This window comes from Brachybacterium sp. (assembly GCF_036379615.1).
In the GTDB taxonomy this organism is placed as follows: Bacteria; Actinomycetota; Actinomycetes; order Actinomycetales; family Dermabacteraceae; genus Brachybacterium.
Genome location: NZ_DASVGJ010000068.1, coordinates 98,209 through 123,670, shown reverse-complemented (window position 1 = coordinate 123,670; position 25,462 = coordinate 98,209). Strand labels below are relative to the sequence as shown.

General features: G+C 72.8%; 21 protein-coding genes and 1 tRNA gene. 9 read left to right on the top strand and 13 right to left on the bottom strand.

Going from position 1 to position 25,462, the window contains the following annotated elements; genetic code table 11:
- Positions 1 to 47: 47 nt before the first annotated feature.
- The 7 genes from VF289_RS15540 to VF289_RS15510 form a co-directional block, all read right to left on the bottom strand.
- On the bottom strand, positions 48 to 1,004 hold the full coding sequence (locus VF289_RS15540) for a glycine betaine ABC transporter substrate-binding protein (protein ID WP_330884809.1): 957 nt from the start codon (positions 1,002 to 1,004) through the stop codon (positions 48 to 50).
- Between the two features lie 48 nt (positions 1,005 to 1,052).
- A complete protein-coding gene (locus VF289_RS15535; protein ID WP_330884808.1) occupies positions 1,053 to 1,976 on the bottom strand; it encodes a proline/glycine betaine ABC transporter permease in 924 nt (307 codons plus the stop codon).
- Entirely contained in the window at positions 1,973 to 3,202 is a 1,230-nt protein-coding gene (locus VF289_RS15530; RefSeq protein ID WP_330884807.1) for a glycine betaine/L-proline ABC transporter ATP-binding protein, read from the bottom strand. The genes VF289_RS15535 and VF289_RS15530 overlap by 4 nt, the downstream gene beginning before the upstream one ends.
- A gap of 382 nt (positions 3,203 to 3,584) precedes the next feature.
- Positions 3,585 to 4,334, bottom strand: coding sequence for a dienelactone hydrolase family protein (locus tag VF289_RS15525; RefSeq protein ID WP_330884806.1), 750 nt, complete (start codon positions 4,332 to 4,334; stop codon positions 3,585 to 3,587).
- Positions 4,335 to 4,388: 54 nt separating this feature from the next.
- Positions 4,389 to 5,612, bottom strand: a complete 1,224-nt coding sequence (locus tag VF289_RS15520) for a calcium:proton antiporter (protein WP_330884805.1) — start codon at positions 5,610 to 5,612, stop codon at positions 4,389 to 4,391.
- Positions 5,613 to 5,706: 94 nt separating this feature from the next.
- A complete protein-coding gene (locus tag VF289_RS15515; protein ID WP_330884804.1) occupies positions 5,707 to 5,964 on the bottom strand; it encodes a hypothetical protein in 258 nt (85 codons plus the stop codon).
- Between the two features lie 222 nt (positions 5,965 to 6,186).
- Positions 6,187 to 6,483 (bottom strand): hypothetical protein, encoded by a 297-nt coding sequence (locus VF289_RS15510; protein WP_330884803.1) that lies wholly within the window; start codon positions 6,481 to 6,483, stop codon positions 6,187 to 6,189.
- Between the two features lie 162 nt (positions 6,484 to 6,645).
- Here VF289_RS15510 and VF289_RS15505 point away from each other — a divergent pair, with 162 nt between their 5' ends.
- A complete protein-coding gene (locus tag VF289_RS15505) occupies positions 6,646 to 8,130 on the top strand; it encodes a SulP family inorganic anion transporter (RefSeq protein WP_330884802.1) in 1,485 nt (494 codons plus the stop codon).
- Positions 8,131 to 8,154: 24 nt separating this feature from the next.
- On the opposite strand, the gene VF289_RS15500 is transcribed toward VF289_RS15505, so the two are convergent.
- The 3 genes from VF289_RS15500 to VF289_RS15490 all read right to left on the bottom strand — a co-directional run bounded on the left by VF289_RS15500 (position 8,155) and on the right by VF289_RS15490 (position 11,307).
- Entirely contained in the window at positions 8,155 to 10,206 is a 2,052-nt protein-coding gene (locus tag VF289_RS15500) for a prolyl oligopeptidase family serine peptidase (RefSeq protein WP_330884801.1), read from the bottom strand.
- A 42-nt stretch (positions 10,207 to 10,248) separates the two neighbouring features.
- On the bottom strand, positions 10,249 to 11,154 hold the full coding sequence (locus tag VF289_RS15495) for an NADP-dependent oxidoreductase (RefSeq protein WP_330884800.1): 906 nt from the start codon (positions 11,152 to 11,154) through the stop codon (positions 10,249 to 10,251).
- Between the two features lie 77 nt (positions 11,155 to 11,231).
- A tRNA-Arg gene (locus tag VF289_RS15490) sits at positions 11,232 to 11,307 on the bottom strand.
- A 73-nt stretch (positions 11,308 to 11,380) separates the two neighbouring features.
- Here VF289_RS15490 and VF289_RS15485 point away from each other — a divergent pair.
- Together VF289_RS15485 and VF289_RS15480 are read left to right on the top strand one after the other, a co-directional pair.
- A complete protein-coding gene (locus VF289_RS15485) occupies positions 11,381 to 12,823 on the top strand; it encodes a nitrilase-related carbon-nitrogen hydrolase (RefSeq protein WP_330884799.1) in 1,443 nt (480 codons plus the stop codon).
- Between the two features lie 55 nt (positions 12,824 to 12,878).
- Positions 12,879 to 13,541 carry a copper resistance CopC family protein gene (locus tag VF289_RS15480; RefSeq protein ID WP_330884798.1) on the top strand — a complete coding sequence of 221 codons (663 nt, stop codon included), beginning with the start codon at positions 12,879 to 12,881 and terminating at the stop codon, positions 13,539 to 13,541.
- Between the two features lie 96 nt (positions 13,542 to 13,637).
- Here the strand turns inward: VF289_RS15480 and VF289_RS15475 are convergent, their stop codons facing one another.
- Positions 13,638 to 13,835, bottom strand: coding sequence for an antitoxin (locus VF289_RS15475; protein ID WP_330884797.1), 198 nt, complete (start codon positions 13,833 to 13,835; stop codon positions 13,638 to 13,640).
- Between the two features lie 165 nt (positions 13,836 to 14,000).
- Between VF289_RS15475 and VF289_RS15470 the strand changes: the two genes are divergently transcribed.
- From VF289_RS15470 to proC, 5 genes are all read left to right on the top strand, one after another.
- Positions 14,001 to 14,888, top strand: coding sequence for a DeoR/GlpR family DNA-binding transcription regulator (locus VF289_RS15470; protein ID WP_330884796.1), 888 nt, complete (start codon positions 14,001 to 14,003; stop codon positions 14,886 to 14,888).
- Positions 14,889 to 14,985: 97 nt separating this feature from the next.
- Positions 14,986 to 19,623, top strand: a complete 4,638-nt coding sequence (locus VF289_RS15465) for a DUF4011 domain-containing protein (protein WP_330884795.1) — start codon at positions 14,986 to 14,988, stop codon at positions 19,621 to 19,623.
- The gene (locus VF289_RS15460) at positions 19,620 to 19,868 is read left to right on the top strand and encodes a hypothetical protein (RefSeq protein WP_330884794.1); all 249 of its coding nucleotides are present in this window, start codon (positions 19,620 to 19,622) and stop codon (positions 19,866 to 19,868) included. The genes VF289_RS15465 and VF289_RS15460 overlap by 4 nt, the downstream gene beginning before the upstream one ends.
- 82 nt (positions 19,869 to 19,950) lie before the next feature.
- A complete protein-coding gene (locus tag VF289_RS15455; RefSeq protein WP_330884793.1) occupies positions 19,951 to 20,916 on the top strand; it encodes a DUF368 domain-containing protein in 966 nt (321 codons plus the stop codon).
- 31 nt (positions 20,917 to 20,947) lie between these two features.
- Positions 20,948 to 21,817: a pyrroline-5-carboxylate reductase gene (proC, locus tag VF289_RS15450; RefSeq protein WP_330884792.1), complete on the top strand. Its 870-nt coding sequence runs from the start codon at positions 20,948 to 20,950 to the stop codon at positions 21,815 to 21,817.
- A gap of 48 nt (positions 21,818 to 21,865) precedes the next feature.
- On the opposite strand, the gene VF289_RS15445 is transcribed toward proC, so the two are convergent.
- Positions 21,866 to 22,531: a TrkA family potassium uptake protein gene (locus VF289_RS15445; protein WP_330884791.1), complete on the bottom strand. Its 666-nt coding sequence runs from the start codon at positions 22,529 to 22,531 to the stop codon at positions 21,866 to 21,868.
- A 130-nt stretch (positions 22,532 to 22,661) separates the two neighbouring features.
- Positions 22,662 to 24,077, bottom strand: coding sequence for a TrkH family potassium uptake protein (locus tag VF289_RS15440; protein ID WP_330884790.1), 1,416 nt, complete (start codon positions 24,075 to 24,077; stop codon positions 22,662 to 22,664).
- A gap of 100 nt (positions 24,078 to 24,177) precedes the next feature.
- On the opposite strand from VF289_RS15440, the gene VF289_RS15435 reads away from it, so the two are divergent.
- Entirely contained in the window at positions 24,178 to 25,455 is a 1,278-nt protein-coding gene (locus tag VF289_RS15435; RefSeq protein WP_330884789.1) for an acetoin utilization protein AcuC, read from the top strand.
- The last annotated feature ends 7 nt before the right edge of the window (positions 25,456 to 25,462 follow it).

Genomic DNA, 25,462 nt, shown 5'->3' with positions numbered 1-25,462 from the left:
GGGCCGACCGCGACGACGTCGCGATCGGCCCGTCCTGTGTGAGAGGGTCACTCACCCTCGACGGGCGGCAGCACGTCGGGGTTCTCCTCGAGCCACTTCTCCACGGCCTCGGCCTCCTGGCCCTCCTCGAACTGGTTGACGACCATGTCCTCGAGCGAGCCGAACTCCTCGTCGGTCATGGTCACCTGCGAGATCCACTCGGCGGCATCCGGGAAGTCCTCGCCGAAGCCCTGACGGCCCAGGTGGTGCAGGGCCTCGGCCTCGCCGAAGTGACCCTCCGGGTCCTCGAGCGCCTTCATGGAGTAGGCGGGCATCGCCCAGAACGGCGTCCACAGCGTGACCACGATGTCCTCCTCGGCCGCGATCGCGTTCTCCAGCTCGGTGATCATCGCGGGAGTGGAGGAGGTGACCAGCTCGAAGTCGTCGAGCCCGTACCCGGGGATGACCTTCTCCTGGGTGGCCTCGGTGAGACCGGCGCCGGGCTCGATCCCCACGATCCGACCGCCGAAGCGGTCGGCCTGCCCGGCCAGCTCGTCGATCGAGGTGATGTCGACGTACTCGGGGACGGAGAGGTTCAGCACCGCGCCCTCGTAGTAGGCCACCAGGTCCTCGATGGAGTCGCCGTACTCCTCCATGTAGGAGGCGTGGGTGACCTCGGGCCAGGCGGAGGGGAACATGTCCACGTCACCCTGGGCGAGCCCCGCGTAGAGCACACCCGCCTCGGTGATCTGCTCGTGCTCGACCTCGTAGCCCATGGCGGTGAGGCGGTTGTCCAGCAGGTGGGCGGTGGACCGACCGTCGGTCCAGGACGGGATGTAGCCGAGCGTGATGGTGCCGCCGCCTCCGCCGCTCTCGCCGCCACCGCCCTCGCCGCTGCCGGTGTCGCTGCCGCAGGCGGCCAGGCCCAGGCCCATCAGGCCGGCGCCGCCCAGCAGGGCGGAGCGGCGGGTGAGGGGCCTCCGGGCTGCGGCTCGGGGGCTGAAGGGAGTGCGTCGGTTCGTCATGATCGGGTTCCTTCCGTGGTGAACAGCGGGTGGTCAGATCGGGAGCGTTCAGACTGCGGCGGCACCGGTGGCGCCGGCGCGCTGCGCGAGGGACTTCTGGGCGAGGGCGAGCAGCGATCCCTTGTACTCGCCGGGATTGCCGAGGGCGGCGGTGAGCCGGTCCAGGTAGACGGCGAGGATCACGACGGCCAGGCCGGCCTCCACGCCGAGGGCCAGGTTCTGGGTGGAGATCGCCTGGACGACCTCCTTGCCGAGCCCGTCCGCGCCGACCATGCCGGCGACGACGGCCATGGACAGCGAGAGCATGATGACCTGGTTGACGCCGGCCATGATGGTGGGGACGGCCAGCGGGAGCTGGATGCCGCGCAGGATCTGCCCGCGGGTCGCGCCGAAGGCCTCGCCGGCCTCCACCGTCTCGGAGTCGACCTGGCGGATGCCCAGCTCGGTCATCCGCACGCCCGGGGGCAGGGCGAAGATGATGGTGGAGAAGACGCCGGGGACGACGCCGATGGAGAAGAAGGTGACCGCCGGGATCAGGTAGACGAAGGCGGGCATGGTCTGCATGAAGTCCATGACCGGCTTCACGATCGAGCTCACCGTGCTGTTGACCGCGGCGAGGATGCCCAGCGGGACCGCGATCAGCACCGCGAACAGGGTCGCGATGAGCACCAGCGCCATGGTCTGCATCATGGTCTCCCACTGCTCCATGGACAGGACCAGCACGAAACCGACCAGGGTGGCGACGGCGAGCTTCCAGGAGCGCAGGATCAGGGCGATCAGGGCGAAGAGCGGGATCGCCGCGAGCGCCGGCACCATCAGCAGCACATCGGTGAGACCCACGATCAGGAAATCCATGATGGCGCGGAAGGCGTCGAACAGCCAGGAGATGTTCGCCTTGAGCCAGTCGAAGCCGCCGTCGATCCAGTCGCCGAGCGGGATGCGGGGGACGAGGCTGTCATCCTGCGGGGTCATCGCGCACCTCCCTGTGCATCATCGGAGTGGGGGCCGTTGCCGTTCCCGTTCCCGACACCGGCGGCGGTCAGCAGTGTGACCCGGGGGACGACGCCGCTGAAGCGCCCTCGCTCATCGACCACCACCAGCGGGCTCAGGTGCTTCGCCGAGAGCGCGAAGAGATCGGCGATCGGGGTGTCCTCGGAGACGACCGGCATCTCGTGGACCGTGGACCAGGGCAGCTCGTCGCGTCCGGCGCTGACGGCCGCGGCGACGTCGTCCTCCCAGAGCACGCCGCGAGGGGTGCGATCGCGGCGCAGCACCATCAGCCAGGAGTTCTGGGTGGCGCGCAGCATGCGGTGCGCGGTGCGGGGGCCCTGCCCGTCGCCGAGCGTCTCGGCGGGCTTCTCCATGATCGCCCCGGCGGTGAGCACGCGGGAGCGGTCGACGTCCTGGATGAACCGGGCGACGTAGTCGTTGGCCGGCTCGTTGAGGATCTCGTCGGAGGTGCCCACCTGCTCGATCCGTCCGTCGCGCATCATCGCGATCCGGTCGCCCAGGCGCATCGCCTCGTTGAGGTCGTGGGTGATGAACAGGACCGTCTTGTCCAGCCGCTGCTGGAGGTCCACCAGCTGGTCCTGCATGTCGCGCCGGATCAGCGGGTCCAGGGCGCTGAACGCCTCGTCCATCAGCAGCACGTCGGTGCCGGCCGCGAGCGCGCGGGCGAGGCCCACGCGCTGCTGCATGCCGCCGGATAGGTTGTCCGGGCGGTAGCCGCCCCAGCCCTTCAGCCCCACCATCTCCAGTGCGCTCTCCGCCTTCGCCTGACGCTCCGTACGGTTCATGCCGCTGATCTCGAGACCGTAGGCCGCGTTCTCGCCGACGGTGCGGTGCGGCAGCAGCGCGAAGTGTTGGAAGACCATGGAGACGCGGGTGCGGCGGGCCTCTCGGACCTGCGCCGGGGACATGTCCGAGAGCACGGCGTCACCGATCCGCAGTTCGCCGGCGGTCGCCGGGAGCAGCCCGTTGACCATGCGGATCAGGGTGGACTTCCCGGAGCCGGACAGCCCCATCACCACGAAGATCTCGCCCGGATCGACACTGAAGCTCGCATCGATCACGGCCGCCGTGAGCCCCTCGTCGCGCAGCTCGTCCCGGGAGCGCCCCTGGCGGAGCGCGTCGACGCCTCTGGCGGGGCGGCGGCCGAAGACCTTGTACAGGCCTTCCGCGGTGATCACTGGCGGCACGAGGGCTCCTTCATCGGCGGACGACAGGCGGACAGGGGCGCGGCGAAGGGTCCTCGTCCCCCGACGAGAGCCCCGGCGCAGCGCGAGAACTCCTAGAAGCGTAGGCCCCGATTCGGCTGGAAAGTGCCTGGGAACTGGGCCTTCTCGCGATCGCGATGCCGTTCGGCGGGCAGCGGGCGCACCGGGTCGGGGGCGTGGAGGGCGCCCGGGTTCTCGGGGGTGGCCTGGGGTGATGCGCCTCGTCAGGGGAGCTGACATGAGGATCATCGGACTGTTCGACAATCAGGACATAACTATTCGGCAACGCGTGTCGTGGCGGGCACGGAGGCCCTCTGTCGGCTGTCGCTGCGGGGGTGATCGCGGCGGGGCAGAGGCCTGCGGGTCAGTCGTGGGCGGGCATCGTCTCGGCGAGGACGGCGAGGGTCTGCCGCCAGGCGGCCTCGGAGGCCTCGGCGTGGTGCAGCCCGGGATGCGGATTGTCGAAGGCATGGCCCGCGTCCTCGTGCAGCGTGAAGCGCACCTGCTCGCGCGTGCCGTCCGCGGTGACCGCCCGACGGATCTGCTCGACCTGCTCGAGGGGGATGAAGGCATCGGCGGTGCCGAAGTGGTGCAGGCTCGGCACCTCGACCTGCGCCGCGCGGTCCAGCAGGGAGGGCAGGGCGGAGCCGTAGTAGCTGACCAGCACCGAGGGCGGGCGATCCTCCTCGGCGGCGGAGGCCGCGGCTGCGTACGCGAGCCCGCCCCCGTAGCAGAAGCCCAGCAGCCCCACCTGCTCGGCGTCCACGGCGCCGTGGGCGCGCAGAGCGCCCAGGGCGGCGATCGCGTCGGCCTCCGCGCGCTCCCAGGGCAGCTGTCCTGTGAGCTCCATGCCCTCGGCGAGCCAGGACTCGAACTCGTCCCGGTCCTCGAGGCCCACCACCGGCGGGTCCAGGCGCGCGAACAGCTGCGGAGCGAGCACCGCATAGCCCTGCGCGGCGAGCTCTGCGCAGCGTCGCTGCAGGTGGTCGGAGAGACCGAAGATCTCCTGCAGCACCACCAGGCCCGGGGCCGGGCCCTCGCGGTCCGCGGGCAGCCACAGCAGCCCGGGCAGGTCACCGGCATCGGTCGGGATGGGCAGCGTCGTCGCGGTCACGTCGCGACCATACCGCGACACCGTGTGCTGGGGGCCTGTCGCGTCCCTGGGGGGTCAGGAGAACAGCGCCAGGGCGTACACCCCGAACAGCAGCAGGTGCACGGCGCCGTGCAGCGCGGTGACCCGCGGTGCGGCCGCCGAGATCGCCGCGACCGCGAGGGTGACCGCCAGCAGCAGCAGGTTCGTCGGGGACTCGGCGAGCACCACCTCGTTGCCGGTGAGCAGGCCGATCATCAGCACAGTGGGGATGGTCAGGGCCAGTGTGGAGACCAGTGCGCCGTGGCACAGGTTCACGACCCGCTGCATCTCCCCGGCCCGCGCGGCACGCACGGCGGTGAGCGACTCCGGCGTGAACACGATCATCGCGATCAGCACCCCGCCCAGAGCCGTCGGGGCGCCGAGTCGGGAGAGCCCGTCGTCCAGCAGCGGGGCCATGTCGTGGGAGAGCAGCACGATCGGCAGCACCGTCGCGATCAGCAGGCCCGCCCGCGCCAGCAGCTCCGGGCGGTGCGCCGCGAGGATCTCGCGCAGGGGCGGCCGCGGTGCCTCGGCCTCCTGGGCCGCGGCCCGGCCCGCCGGGGCCGGTGGCCGGGCCTCCTGGAAGTCCCCGGCCTGGGCGCCGGTCTGGCGCCAGAGAAAGACGGCGTAGAGGGCTGCGGTGAGCACCCCGATCACCACGGCCTGGACGGGGGAATAGACGCCGTCGTGCCCGAGCGTGGACGGCACGGCGACGGCGAGCGCCGCGAGCGCCACCAGCATCACCAGGTAGGCGGAGGTGCCCACGCGGTGCACGGCGAGGGGGCCGTGGCGCAGCCCGCCCACCAGCAGGCAGAGCCCCAGCACCAGGTTCAGGATGATCATCGAGACCGCCATCACCGAGTCCCGGGCGATGGTGGCGTGCGCCCCCGGACCGAGCATCACGGCGGCGATCAGCACCACCTCGATGACCACGATCGACAGGGTCAGCACGAGGGTGCCGTAGGGGTCGCCGAGCCGATGCGCGAGCGCCTCGGCCTGCCGGACCACGCCGCTGGCCGCGATCACGATCAGCGCGATGATCCCGGTGAGCACCAGCGCGAGCGCGAGGGAGGGCAGGGTGGTCGCCAGCAGAGGGGCCGCCAGGGCGAGCGCGCCCACGCCGGCCCAGCCGAGCAGTGCGCGGCCGACGGCGTCGCGGGTGATCACGCCGTCCCGGAGGTCGGTCTCGGTGCCACCGGCGGATGCCGGGTCATGAGCAGGGCCGGGTGCCGGGTCGGGCGTGGGGGAGTGCGAGGTCATGGGAGAGTCCTCCGGAGAGGCCGTCCTCCAGCGACTGCGGCATCCGGGTCGTCCCGGACGCGGCGCCCGCGGAGCACCGCGGCGCGCCCCCAGCCTAGCCTCTGCGTGACGGCGGTGCCTCTGCCATCTCATGCACCGGCACGTCGGCGTTCTCGGAGGTGAGCGTCTCCAGGGTGCGCTCGGAGAGCTCTGCACCGCTGAGCGGCGTGGTGCCGAACATGGTGCCGACCCCCACGCAGTCGACGGCGGTCGCGCCGGGCTCGAGCACCAGCTCGTCGTCCGCCAGCACCGCAGCGCCGGCGCACAGCGCCAGCACGGAGCGCGCACGACGACCGGTGCTCGTGAGCGTCACGGGGGAACCTCTCCTCGGGTGGTCGCGGATCGGTCGACCACGGGAAACGCCGGACCAGCGGTGGCCCGCATCACACCGCGCCAAACGGTCAAGAGGAGGTCAAGGGCTGGTCGCTATCGTGAGTGGAGAGGAAGTGTGGAGATCCTGCGCACCCGGGCGGCAGACGGGAGCACCCGCAGCGCCCGATGCCTGGCGTCTGGAGCGCGGCACCCGGAGCGGGTCTCAGCGCGGCGTGCCAGGGCTCCGCGGGGCTGCGTCGTGGCGCTCCGCACCGCGCGGTGCGGGATCCCCATGGCGCTGCCGGTAGAGATCGTCCTCCGCATCCTCGTCCGTCGCGGAGCCGCCGGTGCCGCGGAAACCCAGGGCGACACCGAACGCGGTGCCCACCGCGAATCCGATCAGGGCGCCGACGGCGAGGTTGTCGATCACTCCCAGCCCGATCCCGATGCCGACCGTGAAGCCGAGCATCATCCCGAAGGGGAGCCAGGTGGCGTCGAAGCGGCGACTGCGTGGGGTCATGGATCCTCTGTCCGGTCCGGTGCACGGCGAGCAGCCGCGAGGGAGGGGCACAGTGTAGTCCCGTCGGACGCGGCCCCGAGCTGTGACCTCCGGCTGTGACCTCCGGCGCCGGGAGGCGGACCCCGCGCTCGCCGGCACCACCCTGCCGATACCATCGCGGGCGTGACAGCGACCCCGACGACCCCGACCTCGGCCCCCACCACCCTCCAGGCGCTGCGCAGCCCGCGGCTGCTCACCACCGAGGTGCTCGCCGGAGCCGTCACCACGCTCGCCCTCATCCCCGAGGTCATCTCCTTCTCGGTGATCGCGGGGGTGGATCCGAAGGTCAGCCTGGTCGCCTCGGTCGTGCTCGCGATCTCGATGACCTTCCTGGGCGGCCGGCCCGCGATGATCACCGCGGCCGCCGGCGCCGTCGCCCTCGTGGTCGCCCCGCTCGTGCACACCCACGGCGTCCAGTACCTGCTGCCCACCGTGGTGCTCGCCGGGCTGATCCAGATCGCCTTCGGGGTGCTGGGCCTGGCCCGGATCATGCGCTTCATCCCGCGCTCGGTGATGATCGGCTTCGTCAACTCGCTCGGCATCCTCATCTTCACCGCCCAGCTGCAGCACGTGCTCGACGTGCCGCGGGCCGTCTACCCGCTGTTCGCGCTCACCCTGCTGGTGGTGCTGCTGCTGCCGCGCCTGACCAAGGCCGTCCCCGCGCCGCTGGTCGCGATCATCATGGTCACCGCGATCGCGATGATCGCCCACCTCACCGTCCCCACCGTCGGGGACCAGGGCGAGGTCTCCGGCGGACTCCCCGGCATCACCCCGCTCGAAGTGCCCCTGACCCTCGAGACCCTGGGGCTGATCCTCCCCACGGCGCTCAGCGTCGCCTTCGTCGGACTCATGGAGACCCTGCTGACCGCCAAGCTGGTGGACGACATCACCGACACGACGTCCTCCAAGGGCCGGGAGTCCTGGGCGCTCGGCGCCGCGAACATCCTCGCCGGCTTCTGGGGCGGGATCGCCGGCTGCGCGATGATCGGGCAGACGGTGATGAACGTGAAGCTGGGCCGGGCCCGCACCCGGATCTCCACGCTCATCGCCGGTGTGCTGCTGCTGATCCTGGTCACCGCGCTCTCCGACCTCATGGAGCAGATCCCGATGGCCGCGCTCGCCGCGGTGATGATGGTCGTCGCCGTCTCGACCGTCGACCTCCACAGCGTGCGCCCCGCGACCCTGCGCCGGATGCCCTGGTCGGAGACCTTCGTGATGGTCACGACCGTGGTGGTCGTGGTGGTCACCCACAACCTCGCGATCGGGGTGGCGGCAGGCGTGCTGCTGGCGATGGTGCTCTTCGCCCGCCGCGTCGCCCACGTGACCACGGTGGCTCGCGCGGCCGACGGCGACGGGGTGCGCTACACCGTGCGCGGACCGCTGTTCTTCGGCAGCAGCAACGACCTCGTCGAACAGTTCACCTACGCCGAGGACCCGCCGCAGGTCACCGTCGACTTCTCCGCCGCCCAGATCTGGGACGCCTCCACCGTGGCGGTCCTCGACTCGATCCAGACCAAGTACGCCGAGCACCACATCGAAGTGCGCTTCACGGGGCTGGACGAGCACTCCACCGCCTTCCACGGACGGCTCACCGGCACGCTGAACTGACGTCGGCGGGAAGCCCTGATCACGTCACCAGGGGAGGACCTCCGGGATCGGGTCCGCGCCGAGGACGTGCTGATCGCAGAAGGCGAGCACCGCCTGGTTCCAGGCGAGCGCGTTCGAGGGCGTGAGCACCCAGTGGTTCTCGCTGGTCAGCTGCAGGAAACGGTGCGGCATGTCCTGAGGTTCGCCGTCCCAGGTGGAGACCAGGTCCCACCACAGCCGCAGCGCCTCGCTGATCGGCACCCGGTAGTCGCGGTTGCCGTGGGTGATCAGCATCGGGGTGGTGATCGCCTCGACCTCGTGGTGCGGGGAGTACGCGCGGTACCAGTCCGGGTCCTCGTCCTCGTGCCGATGCACCCGCATCTTCGACGCGGCGGCATCGGTGGTGCGGTGCTGCTGGTCCAGCGCCCACAGCCCCGCATGGGTGACGATCGCGTCGAAGCGGTCGGTGTGCCCGGCGATCCAGTTCGCCATGAACCCGCCGAAGGAGGCACCCAGCATCGCCGTGCGTGAGCCGTCGAGCTCCGGCCGCTCGAGCACCGCGTCGAACAGGGTCTCGCACTCGCGGAACACCACGTCGGGACGCCGCGGCCAGCCGCGGTTCAGTCCCGCGTCCCCGTAGCCGGTGGACATCGCCGGGTCGGGCATCAGCACCGCGTAGCCGCGCTCCACGGCGAGCCAGGGGCACCAGCGCCAGCTCCAGGCGTTGTAGGAGCCGTGCGGTCCGCCGTGGATCCACAGCATGACCGGTGCCTGGTCGTCGGCCGACGCCCCTGCGGGCACGCACAGCCAGCCGCCCACGGTGAGCCCGTCGACGTCGGCCTCCACCCACTGCAGGGTGCCCGGCAGCGCGCTGACCCCACCCGGGGCCTGCAGCGCGGTGGTGCCGGCGTCGGCGGTGATCCGCACAGGCCCGGACGGCGTCGCGACGTCGTTGCGGAGCGCGTACAGGGTGCCGTCGGCCGTGGCGGCGAGCGAGGAGAACACCCCGTCACCGACCACGGTGGTGGCCTCACCGGTGGCCGGGTCGACCCTGAGCACCGCGCCGGAGGAGTACAGGTCCCCGGCGACCAGCAGGCTGCCGTCCGGCGCCCACTCGAGGTCGGTGAGGCTCAGATCGCCCAGCTGCGCGGTGACCGGGGCGCCGCCGCCGATCGGGTGGATCTCGAGCCGACTGTAGCTGGTGTCGGTGGGGGAGGAGGCGGTCGAGCGGATCACGGCGAGGCGCTCGCCGTCGCGCGAGAACAGCGGGGAGCCGAACTGCGCGGTCTCGTCGGCGGCGCACAGCACGGTGCGGCGCAGGGTCGCGGTGTCGATCAGCACGATCGAGCTGCGGGTCTCCCCACCGCGCACCCGCTGGGTCCAGGAGGTGGCGACAGTGGCGCCGTCGGGGGAGAGGTCCGCGGAGGCGGCGTACAGGGTCACGGTGCCGACGCCCGGGGTGAGATCGGTGAGGTCGCCCTCCGGGGAGACCAGCACCAGTCGGCGGCTCTCGTCGCCGATCTCGTGGTCCCACAGCCGGATCGGCATCCCCGTGTGCCAGATGGTGGTCTGCTTCGCCTCCTTGCGCGCCGTCCGGCGCTCGGCGTCCTCCTCGAGGCTGCCGCCGGGCAGCACGCTGGTGGCGGCGAGCAGGGTGCCGTCCGCGGCGACGCCGAGCAGGGACAGCCCCTTCGCGGCCGTCGCCACCACCTGCGCTTCGCCGGTGCGGGGCAGTCGCCAGATCGCGGCGACCTCCTCCTCGGTGCCGCCCTCGGGGTCGGGCCGGGAAGAGCTGAACAGCAGCGAGCCGTCCGGAGCGAACCGCGGCGAGCTCTCACCCTTGGCGGAGAAGGTGAGCCGACGGGCGGGCTGTTCCCCGGCGGGATCCAGTTCCCAGAGCGAGGAGACGAGCTTCGCGCCGGGCTCGTCGGCCTCCTGGATCGCGGCGACCACCCGCCCGTCCTCGCTCGCGGCGACGGACGCCACGCGCGGGATGCGCAGGAAGCCGTCGATGTCCGAGAAGTCGGTGAACCCGGAGTCGGAGTCGGAGTCGGAGTCGGAGTCGGAGGGGGACGAGGCGGCGTCGAAAGTCGTCATCCACGTCACGTTACCGGAGGGGAGCAGATCGCCGAGCGCAGGTCAGGGGATGATCACGGTCTTGCCGGAAGAGTGGCCCGCCTCGACCCCGGCCAGGGCCTCCGCCGCCTGGGCCAGCGGCAGGGTCTGCGTGACGTGCGGATCCACCAGACGGTCCCGGACCAGCGCGGTGACCGCCGCGAGCGCCCCCGCGGAGGACTCCCGGCCGGCACCGCCGAGCGCGACCGCGGTCTCGCCGTCCGCGGCGGAGACGATCCCGGAAGGATCCCGCACGACGGGGGCGAGCTCGCGCAGCGCGTCCCCGCCCACCAGGTCGGCGAGCAGGTCCACCCCGTCCGGTGCGAGGGCGCGCACCCGCTCTGTGACCCCGTCGCGGGAGCGCACGAACACGGCGCCGGTCTCCTCGATCAGAGCCCGCTTGGACTGAGAGGCGACGCCGATCGCGCGCAGCCCGTGGGCGGCGGCGACCTGCAGGGCGAGGTGGCCCACGCCCCCGCCTGCGCCGAGCACGAGCACGCTCTGCCCGGCGGTGGGGCCGCGCTGGTGGATGAGGTCGTAGGCGGTGGTCCCGGCGACCGGGAGCGTCGCCGCATCTGGGAAGGAGACCTCGGCCGGCTTGTGCGCGGACGCGGCGGCGGTGAGCACGGTGTGCTCGGCGAAGGCGCCGAGCCCGCGGGCGGGGGTGCCGAGCACCGCGTCGCCGACGGCGAAATCCTGGACCCCTTCGCCCACAGCGGTGACGATCCCGGAGGCCTCGAGGCCGAGAGACATCGGCAGGCGGCCACGGGTGCCGAACATCCCCTCGCGCCGCTTCCCATCCGCCGGGTTCACTCCCGCGGCCCGCACCGCGATCGCGATCTCGCCGGTGCGGGGCACGGGCGCCTCGCGCTGGAGCAGCTGCTGGTGCTCGGGACCGCCGTAGGCTGTGGTGACGAAGACGGCGGACATGGGGGCTCCTTCGCTCCGGGGGGCGCGCGGCGGCGCAGTGCCTCCGGTCTGCTCCTTCGCGGCACGGAGAGGTGCTGTGGTGCCCCCGGCGCGATTCGAACGCGCGACACCCGCTTTAGGAGAGCGGTGCTCTATCCCCTGAGCTACGGGGGCTGGCCGGTCCGTGCGAGACGGAACCGGCGGCCTGGGCCTCGAACATCCTAGCGCCCCGTGGCAGGATCTCTGCATGTCCAGCGAGCAGCACGAGACCACCGCCACCGTCGCCGCGATCATCCTGGCCGGTGGCGCGTCCTCGCGCCTGGGCGGCACCGACAAGACCCGCCTGCCGATCGCCGGGGCGAGCGCGCTGGAGCGGGTGCTGCGGGCCGCCCCCGTCGGCCGGCGCATCGTGGTGGGACCCAGCGGTGAGGACGGTGATGCGCTCGCCGCGCGCCACGGGGCCCGCTTCGTGCTCGAGGACCCGCCGCGCTCCGGCCCGCTCGCGGCGCTCGCCCGGGGCGTCACCGAGTTCTCCGAAGGCTCCGACGGGGCGATCGTGCTGGTCCTCGGCGGGGACATGCCGATGCTGCGCCCCGAGACCCTCGCCGCGCTCTCCGCCGCCAGCGCCGAGCGCTCGGCCGTGGTCGCTCTCGGCGGGGCGGACGGGACCGTGCAGTTCCTCGGCGCCGCCTGGCCGCTGGGCCGGCTTCGGGAGGCGCTGGGCGCCGTCGAGCGGGAGGACGGCGGCTGGGCCGATCTGAGCCTGCGACGGCTGTACGCGCAGCTGGGGGAGGAGGAGCTCGTGACCCTGCCCGCCACCGGCGCCGAGGGGGCGGACATCGACACCCCGGACGCGCTGGCGCAGGTGCGCCGCGCCGCCGGGCCCCGCATCGCCCTCGCCCAGATCGAGGCCTTCGAGGACATCGGAGCGACGCTCGAGAGCGTCCGCGGTGCGGTGGCCGAGGCCGCCGAGGAGGGCGCCCACCTGGTGCTGCTGCCCGAGGCGACCCTCACCCCGTTCGGCACCGACCTGCGCGCCGCCGCCCTCGCCCACCACGAGGACTTCGCCAAGCTGGTCCAGGAGCTCGCCGACGAGCACGGCCTGGTGGTGGTCGCCGGATCCTTCAGCCCCACCGATGACGGCCGGGTCCACAACACAGTGATCGTGCGCGGCCCCGGCGGGGATCCCCACCTCGACTATCGCAAGATCCACCTCTTCGACGCCTTCGGAGCCGATGAGTCCCGCACCGTCGCCCCCGGGGACGAACTGCTCACCTTCGACCTCCACGGCACCCGCTTCGGCCTCGCCACCTGCTACGACGTCCGCTTCCCCGAACAGTTCACGGCGCTCGCCCGGCGCGGTGCGCAGGCGATCCTGCTCCCGGTGGCCTGGAAGGAGGGCCCGGGGAAGCGCGAGCAGCTCCAGCTGCTGCTGCGGGCCCGTGCCCTGGACGCGACCACCGCCGTCCTCGCCGCGGACCAGGCCCCGCCGGAGGGGTACTCCGGGACGGCCGCTCGGGGCATCGGCCGCAGCGCCGCCGTCGGCCCCCTGGGCGCCGTGCGCCAGGAGCTGGGTCGCGAGCCCGGACTGCTGCTGGTCGACCTCGACCTCGAGGAGATCGAGGCCGCGCGCGCCGCCCTGCCCGTGCTGAGCCACCACGTGGAGCTGCCGCGCGATGGGGCGACGTGAGGGAGGTGAGCAGCCTCACCGGGCGCCTCACAGTGCCCTGGCGTAGCCTGCTGGCGTGAAGACCCAGCTCAGCCGCTCCACCGCCCTCCGACCCGCCTCGCTGCTCGCCCTGTGCAGCGCGCTGCTGCTGGCCGCGCTGCTCGCCCTGCCCTCACCCGCGCAGGCCCACGACACGCTGCTGAGCTCCGATCCCGCCGACGGAGCCACCCTGGAGACCTCGCCGGAGGAGATCGCCTTCACCTTCTCCGCGGATGTGCTCGACGTGAGCCCGCTGGTGCGGATCACGGACGAGTCCGGCACCGAGCTCACCGAGATCGTCCCGACTGTCGACGGACCGGTCGTGACCGCGACGCTCACGGAGCCGCTCCCGGCCGGCACCCACACCATCCAGTGGAGGGTGGTCTCCAGCGACGGCCACCCGATCGAGGGCACCCAGACCCTCACCATCGAGCAGGGCGCCGACGAGGGCGCGGGCGCCGAGGACGCCGCAGCCGAGCCCAGCGACGGCGGCGGCGAGGCGGCCGGCGACACCAGCGATGCCGGCGGGGCGGAGCAGCCCTCCGAGCCCGAGCAGGAGCAGACCTCCGCAGCGCAGGACGGCGACGCCGACACCGACCAGGACGGCGGGCTGTCGATGCCGGTGCTGCTGGGGATCCTCGCCGTGGTCGTCCTCGGGGCCGCAGCCGCCGTCTTCGCGATCATGCGCCGCCGGGACTGACGATCCTCGGGGCGGAGGAGCCCTCACGCAGGGAGGAGCCCCCGACGCCGGCGATGGCGTCGGGGGCTCCTCACTCTGCGGTCGGGAGGACCGGGCTCACTCGCCCTTCTTGTCGTCCCCGCCGAGTGCGAAGTGATCGCGGGCCGCATCGGCGCCGGTGTCGACGTGCGAGTCGATGTTGTCCGGGGTGCGGTCCTTGATCTGATCCGACGCTCCGTCGAGGCCCTGCTCGACCTTGTCGGGGTTGTCGTTGGCGAAGTCCTTGGCCTTGTTCAGCGCGTCGTCGAAGCCCATTGCGGATGTCCTTTCGTTCGCGGAACCGCCCCGTGCCCGGGGAGACGTCGCCAACATAGGACGGGCCGATCCGTGACTCAAACGAGACAGAGGTTCTCGGGCCCGAGATGAGCGTTTCTGCGCGGAACGCGCCCACCTGCGGACCGGGCGCGCAATACTGGCTGCGTGACTCTGCGTAATTCAGGAACTGACCAGAAGCCCGTCAGCCCCGGCAGCCCCGACAGCCCCCACAGTCCTGCCGCACCCGGTGCCCGGACGGCCCCCAAGGACCGCAGCGCCCGCTGGGACCACGTGCTCACGCTGCTCGCCTCCACCAAGCGGCTCAGCGTCGCCGAGGTCGCCGCCGATCTGGAGGTCAGCGAATCCACCGTGCGGCGGGACTTCATGGAGATGGAGCGCGCCCAGCTCGCCCGGCGCACCCATGGCGGGATCGTCGCGGTCGATGTCGCGTATTCGCTCGCGACCGTGCCCCGCCGCGCCGACGAGGGATCCGCCCAGCGCGAGCGCGTCGCGGACAGGGCCGCGGCGATGGTCGATCCCGGCCAGATCATCGGCTTCAACGGCGGCCGCACCACCACTGCGGCCGCGCGTCGTGCCGTCGCCCGCCCCGACATCGACTCCCGGGACGGCAGCCCCGGGCTGACCGTCGTGTGCGCGGCGCTGAACATCGCGACCGAGGCCGTGCTGCGCCCGGCGGTGCGCACGGTCGTGCTCGGCGGCGTCGCCGAGCCGTACTCCTTCGAGCTCACCGGACCGCTCGCCACCGCCACCATGCGGGACCTGTGGCTGGACACCATGTTCGTCGGGACCGTCGGCCTCGACCTCCACGCGGGACTCACCTGCAACTCCGATGCGGAGGCCGGGGTCACCCGGATCATGATCGGCCACTCCCGCCGGGTGGTGGGCCTGGCCACGGCGGACAAGATCGGCCACCGCGCGCTCGCCGGCATCTGCCCGGTCTCGGTGCTCACCGATCTCGTGATCGCCGGCCCGGTCCCGGACGAGCTGCGCACCCATCTCGAGGAGACCTCCGTGCGACTGCACGAGGTGTGAGCGGGCAGGCGCGAGCAGGCAGGTGTGAGCAGGCAGTGCCCCGATGCACGGCACGCCTGCACCGGCAGCGGTCTCCGCGCCGGTAGCGTGAGCGACCATGTGGAGTTTCCTGCGCGGGAAGAAGCGGTCGGAGCGTTCGGGTGAGGATGTCGCCGGGCGCGAGGACGCCCTGTCGACCCTGGCGGGCGAGCGTCGTGACGCCCGCGCCGTCCCCCGCGAGACCGATATCGCGACCGGGACCGAGTCCGAGCATTCCGTCGCGCCCGCCGCCGACGAGACGGCATCGGCATCCCCCGAGTCTCGGCGTGCCCGCACCGACTACGAGGTCGTCCTGGACCCGCACGCGGAGGAGGTCGGCGCCGGGATCGCCCCGGAACAGGACGAGGACGACCTCCCCTCGACCCCGCGCGAGCACCGCCCGCTCAGCCGCGAGGATCGCGTCGCCGACGCCCTGGACCGCTGGTCCCAGCAGATCACCGGTGGAGTCCAGTCACCCTCCTTCCTCACCCAGATCCGGGCCGGGGGAGTGGTGCTGGACCTGACCCACTCCCACCCCTCCGGCCTCGCACAGCTGCTCGCCGGCCGCGGCCCCACCCGCCTGTCCTCCCTGGTGCGAGAGGTCGGAGCGCTCGCCGATGCCCGTGCCCACGCCCGCTCCATCCGGGAGATCGCCGAGCGCCATGCCGAAGAGGTGGGCCTGACCACCTGCCATCTCGGCATCGGCGAGGCGATCTGGTACCCCGAGGACGGCTCCGCCCCGATCCATGCCCCGGTGCTGGTGCGCCCCATCACCCTGCGGCTGCGCGGCAACGCCCGCGAGGACGTCGACCTCGAGGTCGACGCCACCGCCGATCTGAACCCGGTGCTGCTGCGCGCCCTGCGCGAGGCCGGGGTCGCGGTCGACGCGCGCGCCCTGCTCGCCACCACCGACGGCGCCCACGGCTTCGACCCCAACCCCGTGCTCGACGCCTTCCGCTCCCTCGGCCAGCCGCTGCCCGGCTTCCGCGTGCTCCACGCCCTCGTGGTCGGCAACCTGATGGACGCCGCCGGCTCCGTCGCCGAGGACCTGGTCGCCGACCGCGCCGACTGGTCCGCCTCCCCCCTGGTCGCCGCGCTCGCCGGCGACGAGAGCGCCCGCGCCGTGGTCCGCGGGGACGACGCGGAGCAGGACGTCCCCGAGATCCCCGAGGAGGAGCTCGTCGCGGCCGTCGACCCCGGCCATCGCCGCGTGCTGGCCCGGGTCCTGGCCGGTCAGGACCTCGCCGTCACCACGCCGCCGGGCACCACCAGCCTGGGCCTGGTGATCGACCTCGCCGAGGAGCTCAACGCCCGCGGCCGCTCCGTGCTGATCGTCTCCCAGCGGCGCCGCAACCTCGCCCAGCTGGTCTCGATCGCGGGCCGCCGAGGACTCGAGGAGCTGGTCTTCGACCTCTCCCCGGACCCGTCCCTGCAGCGCAATGCCTCCGCCGCCCTGCTGCGCAGCCTGCGCCGCGCCGGCACCCACGGTCTCGGGCCCGATGACACCGCCCCCGAGGAGCTCGCCGCCAGCCGCGACATCCTGGTGGGCCACGTCGAGGCGATGCACCGCCTGCAGCAGCCCTGGGACGCCTCCGCCCATGACGCGATCTCGGCCCTGGCCGCACTGACCCGGCTGAGCCCCGCCCCCCGCACCACGGTGCGACTGCGCGCAGACGTCGCCGCCCAGATGGTCGGCACGGACCGGGACCGCTTCGCCGACGCGCTGCGGGAGGCCGCCGAGGTCGGAGTCCTCACCAGCGGCCCGGAGATGACCGCCTGGTACGGCGCGCCCATCAGCAGCGACACCCAGGCCGCCCGCGCCCAGGAGCTCCTCGACGAGCTGCGCGAGGACGTCCTGCCCCAACTGCGCCGGGCCTGCGCCCGCAGCGGCGGCGAGCTGGGCCTCACCGAGCCCACCACCCTGCACCAGCTGCAGGAGCGCCTCGACCTGCTGGACCGGGTGCGCGCCCTGCTGGACACCTTCCAATCCGCCGTGTTCGTGGCCCCGCTCGCGGATCTCGTCGCGGCGACAGCGGACAAGCGCTGGCGCGAGGAGCGCGGCGTGAGCATGGGCTTCGGTGCACGCCGTCGGCTGCGCAAGGACGCCTCCGCCCTCCAGCGTCCGGCCGCGCTCTCCCCGGACCTGCACCAGGACCTCGGCGAGGCCCGGGCCGTCGCCGACCAGTGGCGGCGCGCCGCCGTGGCGGAGGAGACGGGCAGGGAGACGGGGAAGGCCGCGGAGGGTGAGGCGACCGCCTCCCGCCCCTCGCTCCCGGAGGACCTCGACGGCGTGCGCCGCATCGCGGCCCGCACCGAGAAGGTCCTCGACGAGCTCGCCGTGCTGCTCGACGGCACCGCCTCCGGCGAGGACCTCTCCCGCACCGACCTCACCGAGCTCACCCGGCGCATCGACGCCCTGCACGGCGATCGCGCCGATCTCGGGACCCTCCCGCGCCGCACCGAGCTGCTGCGCCGCCTCGCCTTCGACGGGCTCGGCGACCTCGTCGAGGATCTCCGTGCCCGTCGCGTGCCGCGCGAGCAGGTCGGCGCGGAGCTCGAACTGGCCTGGTGGAACAGCGTGCTCGAGCTCATCGCGGGCGCCGAGCCGACGATCTCGCAGTACGACGGGACCTCCCTGTCACAGGTCGCGGAGCGGTTCCGGCGGCTGGACGCGGAGCAGCTCGCCCGCGCCTCGGCACGGGTGCACGCCGCGGCGGACGACACCCGGGTCGAGACCATGAAGGCCTACCCGGACACGTCCCGCTCCGCGATCGCCGAGCTCGCCCGTTCCTCGACCGTCTCCATCCGGGACCTGGCCGCGAAGTACGAGGACATCCTCTTCGCGGCCCGCCCCGCCTGGCTCGCCTCCCCGTACCTGGTGCCGCAGGTGATCCCGCGCGGCCGCCACTTCGACGTGGTGATCGTCGCCGACGGCGGGCGCCTTCCCACGGCCGCGGCGCTGCCCTCGATCGTCCGCGCGGAGCAGACCGTCGTGGTCGGGGACCCGCTCGAGTACGGCGGGGACTCCGCACCCAGCCTGCTCGACGACATGCTGCGGATCGCCCCGCACGCCGAGATCCTGCGCGACCCGCATCCTGCCACCGAGGGCCTGCGCGGCTTCGCCCAGCGCCGCGCCCTGGTGGGCGAGGTCGTCGCGGTGCCCAGTCCGATCGCGCCGGAACGGGACCGCCTGGTGATGGTCCAGAACGGGCGCGGGCCGGTCACCGAGGGGATGGAGTACGTCGAGAGCACCGAGGCGGAGCTGCGCCGGGTCACCGATCTGGTGATCGAGCACGCCCGCTCCCGGCCCGAGCGCTCGCTCGCGGTGCTCACCTTCACCGCGGAGCACTCCCGCCGCCTCATGGAACGGATCATGAACACCGTCTCCGTGATCCCGGCGCTGCGCGACTACTTCGATCCCGGCGCGAAGGAGGTCTTCACCGTCCTGCCCGCGGACCAGGCCACCGCGATCGTGCGCGACGACATCATCGTCTCCGTCGGCTTCGGCATGACCCCGCACGGACGGCTGCTGCACCGCTTCGGCCCGCTCTCCGAGCCGAGCGGACGCAAGGCCCTGGCCACCGTCATCACCCGCGCCCGCGGCCGCACCACCGTGGTCTCCTCGATCGGGGTGCAGGATCTCGACCACGCGCGGCTGCGCTCCGACGGCGCCCGCGACCTGCGCGCCATGCTGTTCGTGCTCCAGGGCGGACCGGACGCCCCGGTGATCCCGCACGTGGCCGAACTGACCGGCAGCCGGGAGGAGATCGCTCCGCCCGAGCCCCAGACGGCGCGCCTCTCGCCGGCGGCCCCGATCCAGGAGGGCGCCTCCGCCGCTGCGGTCCCGGGCTCAGAGGCCGCGCCTGCCGCGGCACCCGCCGCCCCGACGGACGCCGCCGCCGAGGAGATGACCGACGAGGACCTCGACGCCGCGATCGAGGCCGCCATGGCGCGCCGCGCGGCCGGCTCGCCCGACCCGGCAGAGCCCGCCGAGACCACCGAGGACACCTCTGCCGCGGACGCCGCGGGAGCGGGCTCGGTCGACGAGGACCCGCAGGCCGACGCCGAACCGCTCGAGCCCGCTGCGGAGCCCGCTGCCCCGCGCGGGCCCCGCGTTCTCGAGACCGATGCCCTGGTGCAGGACCTCGCGGACCGGCTCCACCGGCTGGGTCTGCTGGTCGAGCGCGATTTCGGACTCTCCACGGACCGGATCGAGCTGGCCCTGGGCCATCCCGACATGCCGGGCCGGCTGCTGCTGGCCGTGGACACCGACGGCTCCCACTACGTCGACACCCCCAGCCAGCGCGAGCGCGACCGGCTGCGGGCCGAGCGTCTCGAGGCCGCCGGCTGGGCCACCGAGCGGGTGTGGTCCTGGGCGCTGTTCATCGATCCCGACGGCGAGGCCGAGCGGATCCGTCGCGCCGTGGACCGGGCGCTGCGCCTCGTCCAGGCCGAGGAGAGCTCCGACTCCCCGTCGGGCGTGGGCACCATCCGGCACCGCCTGCCCAGGCCGCAGATCCCCGCCGGGCATCAGCTGTCCTTCTACTCGAGCGACGACTTCGACGCGGTGGTGGAGTACATCTGCTCCGACGGCCGGGCCCGCCTCGAGGAGCACCTGGCCACCGAGGTGCGCAGCTTCCTCGGCTTCGAGCAGCGCTCCGTGCTGCTGGACGTGTCCGTCTCCAGCGCCATCCGCCGCTACCAGGAGCGTCAGTGAGCCGCGAGCCGGACGACGGCTCCGCGGCCCGGCCGCCGCGCCGCGTGGTCATCTCCTCGGTGACCGGGAAGCCGATCGACTGGGACGAGCCCGCACCGACGGCGCCGGGACGTCCCGGCGGGCAGGAGCGTCGGCCGATCCTCCCCGACCGCGTCGAGGAGGATGCCCCGGATCCCGGGACCGACGAGTCCAATGACGCCCGCATCGCGGGGGACGTGCCCCCGCATTGGGGACGCGGCCGCTGAACAGATCGTGCGGCGCTGAGCAGATCGTGCGGCGTGCGACATTGCCGGGCGAACGTCCAGGTGGCCCTCGTAGTCTCGAGCCATGACGGATGCCGTTGACCCCGACACCGCCCGCGGCCGAGCGCACGGTGAGCCGGCGCTCCCGCTCCCACAGCACCGCAATCCGGTGGGCAACCTGCTGCGCGGACTGCTGATCGGCGTGGTGGAGACGGTGCCCGGCGTGAGCGGCGGGACCGTCGCCCTGGTCACCGGGATCTACGACGAGCTGATCGACGCCGCCCACCACCTCACCGCCGCCGGCCGCAGCCTGCTCTCCGGTCCCGATCGGCTCGCGAGCGCCCGCACCCACCTGCGCGAGGTGACCTGGGTGCTGGTGATCCCGCTGCTGATCGGGATGGCCGCCGCGGTGCTCACCCTCGCCGGTCCGGTCTCCCGTCTGGTCGAGAGCCATCCCCAGACGATGCGCGCGCTGTTCCTCGGACTCGTGGCCGGCTCCGTGCTCGTGCCCGTACGGCTCTCCGGCGGGGCGTGGAGGGCGCCGGAGCTGCTGCGGTTCGGGATCGGCGTGCTCGCCGGACTCGCGGTCACCTCGCTGCCCACGGCGAGCCTGGACCCGAGCCCATGGATCATCGCTCCCGCCGCCGCCATCGCCGTGTGCGCGCTCGTCCTGCCGGGGATGTCCGGCTCCTTCATCCTGCTCAGCCTGGGCCTGTACCAGCCCACCCTGCAGGCCGTCGACGAGCGCGACCTCGGCTTCATCGCCTGGTTCGGGCTGTGGGCGTTCGTGGGACTGGTGGTGATCGTGACGTTCATGCGCCGGCTGCTCACCCGCCACCACCGCGCCACGATGGTGGTGCTCTCCGGGCTGATGATCGGTGCCCTGCGCAGCCTGTGGCCGTGGCAGTCGGCCGACGGGGCGCTCCGGACGCCGGCCGCCGACTGGCCGCTGCTGCTCGCCGTCGCCGTGGCCGGAGTGCTCGCCGTGCAGCTGCTCGTGCTGGTCGAGGCCCGGGCCGTCGCCCGTGCCGGGACCCGGGCGGAGGCCTGAGCGGGACAGCCCGCCGCGTACCCTGGACGGCATGGACGACACCGCCGCGACGACCGCAGACCCCCGCCCCGCCGACACCCCCGCGAGGGACCTCTCCGCCGTGCGGATCGCCCTGATCGGGGCGGGCAACATGGGCGGACCGGTCGCGCGCACCCTGCTGGACGCCGGAGTGCGCCCCGAGCATCTGCAGATCGTGAACTCGAGCCCGGAGAGCAGCCGGCGCGCGGCCGAGGAGCTCGGCGCGACCGCCGCCGACTCCCGCGCCGAGGCGGTGCAGGGCGCTGACCTGGTGGTGCTCGGGGTGAAGCCGTACCAGATCCTCGATCTGGCGAGCGAGCTGCGGGCGGACCTCCCTTCCGGCGCCCTGGTGCTCTCCCTCGCCGCCGGCACCACGCTCGCCCGCCTCGAGGAGACGCTGGGAGAGGGTGTCGCGGTGGTGCGCGCGATGCCCAACACCCCGATCTCGGTGGGGGAGGGCGCGATCGGGCTCATGCGGGGCAGCGCCGTCGAGGACGCCCAGCTCGAGCTGCTCCATTCCCTGTTCGCGGGGGCGGGCGTGGTCGTGGACATCACCGAGGAGCAGGTCCACGCCTTCATCGGTGCCGCCGGTTCGATGCCGGCCTTCGTCTTCACCCTCATCGAGGCGATGACCGACGAAGCGGTGAGGCTGGGGCTGAAGCGCGACCTGGCGAGCACGCTGGTGCAGCAGACGGTGCGCGGGGCCGCCACCATGCTCCAGGAGACCGGAGTCCACCCCGCCGTCGCGAAGAACAGCGTCTCCAGCCCCGGCGGCACCACAGTCCAGGGTCTCGCCGCCCTCGAGCGGGAGGGGGTGCGCGCCGGAGTCGCCGCCGCGATGGCCGCCGCCGCGGAATCCTCCCGAGAGCTCAGCAAGGGCTGAGCGCTCCCCGGGGCGGGGCGGGGTCGAGCCGGGGTGCGCGCTGACGGCTCAGGTGCGCTGGGAGAACTTCTCGATCAGACCGGTGCGGCCGGAGACGATCAGCAGGTCATGCGCGGCCACCATGGTCTCGGGCACCGCGTAGGTGAAGTCCTTTCCCGGGGACTTCACGCCCACCACGGTCACCCCGAACCGCTGGCGGATGTCGGACTCCGCGAGCGTCATCCCCTGCACGTCGCGCGGGGGTCGCATCTTCACGATCGCGAAGTCGTCGTCGAACTCGATGAAGTCCAACAGGCGCCCGTTGACCAGGTGGGCGACTCGCTTGCCGGCATCGGCCTCCGGATAGACCACGTGGTGGCAGCCGATGCGCTGGAGGATCTTGCCGTGTGCGGCGGAGATCGCCTTCGCCCAGATCACGGGCTTGCCGAGGTCCACCAGATTCGCGGCGATCAGCACGCTCGCCTCGACCGTGGTGCCCACCCCGACCACCGCGATCGAGAAGTCCCCGGCACCCACCTGGTCGAGCACCTCGGGCTGGGTCGCATCGGCCCGCACCACATGAGTGAGCTGGCCGGAGTACTTCTGGACCAGCTCCTCGTCGGTGTCGATCGCGAGCACCTGGGTGCCGAGCTTCTCGAGGGTCAGGGCGATCGAGGCGCCGAAGCGGCCGAGCCCGATCACCAGCACTCCCTCGTCGCGCGCGCTGCGTGGCATGTCTGCTCCTGGGAACGGGCTCACGGAGGTGCCGTGAGCCGGGCGGGCACAGTCTAAGCACGGTCCGGGCCGGGCGCCCACCGCTCTCGCACGCCTCGGCGCGCGGGGTGCGAGGACCGGCGCCGGCAGATCAGCCGACGATCGGCCGCTCGTAGGGGAGCTGGATCATCCGCACGCGGGTGCGGACCGCGAGTGCCGCGCCGAGGGTCATCGGCCCCAGCCGCCCCACGTACATGCACACGGTCAGCACCCATTTGGCCTCGTCGGGCAGGGCGGCGGTGATCCCGGTGGACAGTCCCACGGTGCCGAAGGCGGAGAGCACCTCGAACAGGGTCTGATCCAGGGTGTGCGGGGTGATCCGCAGCAGCACGAAGGTGGCCAGGAACACCACGGTGGCGCTCATGACGAGCACTCCGATGGCCTGGCGCACGGTCTCCTGGGGGATGCGCCGGCCGAAGACCTCCACGTCGGGGTTGCCGCGGATCTCCGCCCAGATCGCGAGCATCAGCAGCGCGAAGGTGGTGACCCGGATGCCGCCCGCGGTGGAGCCGGAGCCGCCGCCGATGAACATCAGCAGATCCGTCAGCAGGCGGGACTCCGCGGTCATCAGCCCCACATCGATCGTCGAGAACCCGCCCGAGCGCGGCATCACCGCCGCGAACACCGCGCCCAGCAGCTTCGTCCCCGGCGGTCGGTCGCCGAAGGTCGCGGGGTTGCTCCACTCCAGGGCCAGGAATCCGAGCACCCCGAGCAGGAAGAGCAGGGCCGTGGTGGTCAGGGTGAGCTTCGCGTGCAGGCTCCACTTGCGGGGAGTGCGCAGCTTCTTGACCACGACCAGGATCACCGGGAATCCCAGCGACCCCACGAACACCGCCAGGGCGATGGGGATGGTGAAGAACGGATCGCCCACGTACTGCGCGGTCCCGGCGGCCTCCGGTACGAACCCCGCATTGTTGAAGGCGCTGATGGCGTAGAAGACCCCCAGGAAGAGCGATTCCCGGATCCCATGCTCGGTGACGAACATGTACGGGGCCAGGGCCACGAAGGTCGCGACCTCGAAGGCGGTCGAGGTGATGAGGATGACCTTCAGCACCCCACCGACCTCGGCCAGCCGCTCGGCTCGGGTCTCCTGGGCGGTGATCACCCGCTGGGCGAGCCCCAGGCGATGCATCACCGACAGGCTCAGCAGCGAGGCGACGGTCATCATGCCGAGCCCGCCGAGCTTGATCGCGACCATGATCACGGTGAGGCCGAAGGTGGACCAGTGGGTGCCGGTCTCGACGGTGACCAGCCCGGTCACGCAGATCGCGGAGACCGCGGTGAACAGTGCATCGGTGAGCGCGGTCCGCTCGCCGCCGGCCGTCGCCGCGGGCAGCGACAGCAGAGCGGTGAACACCCCGATCAGCAGCGTGAAGACTCCCAGGGCGAGACGAGCAGGGGTGGCCTTGGTCAGGGAGTGCAGCGCCACCTGCCACTCCGGGCGGCGCCGACGGGCGTCGAGCGGACCCAGGCGCCGTGGGACGGCACGCCTGCCGGGAGTGCTCATGCTGCTCCTCGTTCTGAGATGGGCGACCGCGGTCGCGGTCCGCGGCAGTCTACGACCGCGGAAGAGGCGGGCGAGCCGAGGGCTGGGTACGCTTCGACCCATGCTCGCTGCTGCGCCGCCTCCGCCTTCTGCCGCCCCGGTCCGGGGAGAGGACCTGCCCGTCCCCGCCGGGATCGTGTGGGACGAGGCGCTGTGCGAGTACGACTTCGGCCCCTTCCATCCGATGGCCCCGATCCGGCTCACCCTCACTAGGGAGCTCGCCCGCAGCGCCGGAGTGCTGGACCGGCCGGACGTGAGGCTGCTCGCGGCCCCGGTCGCGAGCGATGAGCAGCTTTCCCGGGTCCACGATCCGGAGTACATCAGCGCCGTCCATCGTGCCTCGGCGGGGATGGAGGGTCTCAGCACCGACGAGCTCGATGACCTCATGCGCTTCGGCCTCGGCGGGGATGACGTCCCCCTCTTCCGCGGCATGCACACCGCCTCCGCACGCATCGTCGGAGGGTCCCTCGCCGCCATCGAGTCGATCCGCGCGGGGGAGGTGCGACGGGCCGTGAACTTCGCCGGCGGCCTCCACCACGCCAAACCCGGCTCCGCCTCCGGCTTCTGCGTCTACAACGACGCGGCCGCCGCGATCCGTCACGCTCTGGACCTGGGCGAGCAGCGGGTGATGTACGTGGACGTGGACGTCCATCACGGGGACGGCGTGGAGCGGACCCTGTGGGACGAGTCGCGGGCGATCACCCTCTCGGTCCACGAGACGGGGGAGCGGCTGTTCCCCGGCACCGGCTTCGTGCAGGACAGCGGTGGTCCCGGGGCGCCGGGCACCGCGATCAATGTGCCGCTGCCCTCCCGCACCTCGGCCGACGGATGGGTGCGGGCGATCCGCGCCACTGTCCCCGCACTGGTGCGGGCGGTGCGACCCACTCTGCTGGTGACGCAGCACGGCGCCGACACCCATCGGCTGGACCCGCTGGCGGATCTCTCGGTCTCCCTCGAGGCGCAGCGCGAGGTGATGCTGCTGATGCGGGAGCTGGCCGACGAGGTGTGCGGCGGCCGCTGGCTCGCGCTCGGCGGCGGCGGCTATGCCGTGATCGACGTGGTCCCGCGCTCCTGGGCGCATCTGATCGCGATCGCGACCGGGGAGCCGATCGACGCCGCAGCGCCCCTGCCGCAGGAGTTCGTCGCCGCGGCGGACGCCGCTCGCGCGGCGCACGGGCTCTCCCCGGAGCCGGGGATCAACACCTTCGGGGACGGGCGCCCGCTCGCGGTGAGGGACTGGGAGCAGGGCTTCGACCCCGCCGACGCCCTGGACCGCGCGGTGCAGGCGGCGCGGCGGGTCAGCTTCCCCGAGTGGGGCCTGGATCCTTTCCTGGACTGACCCGCGA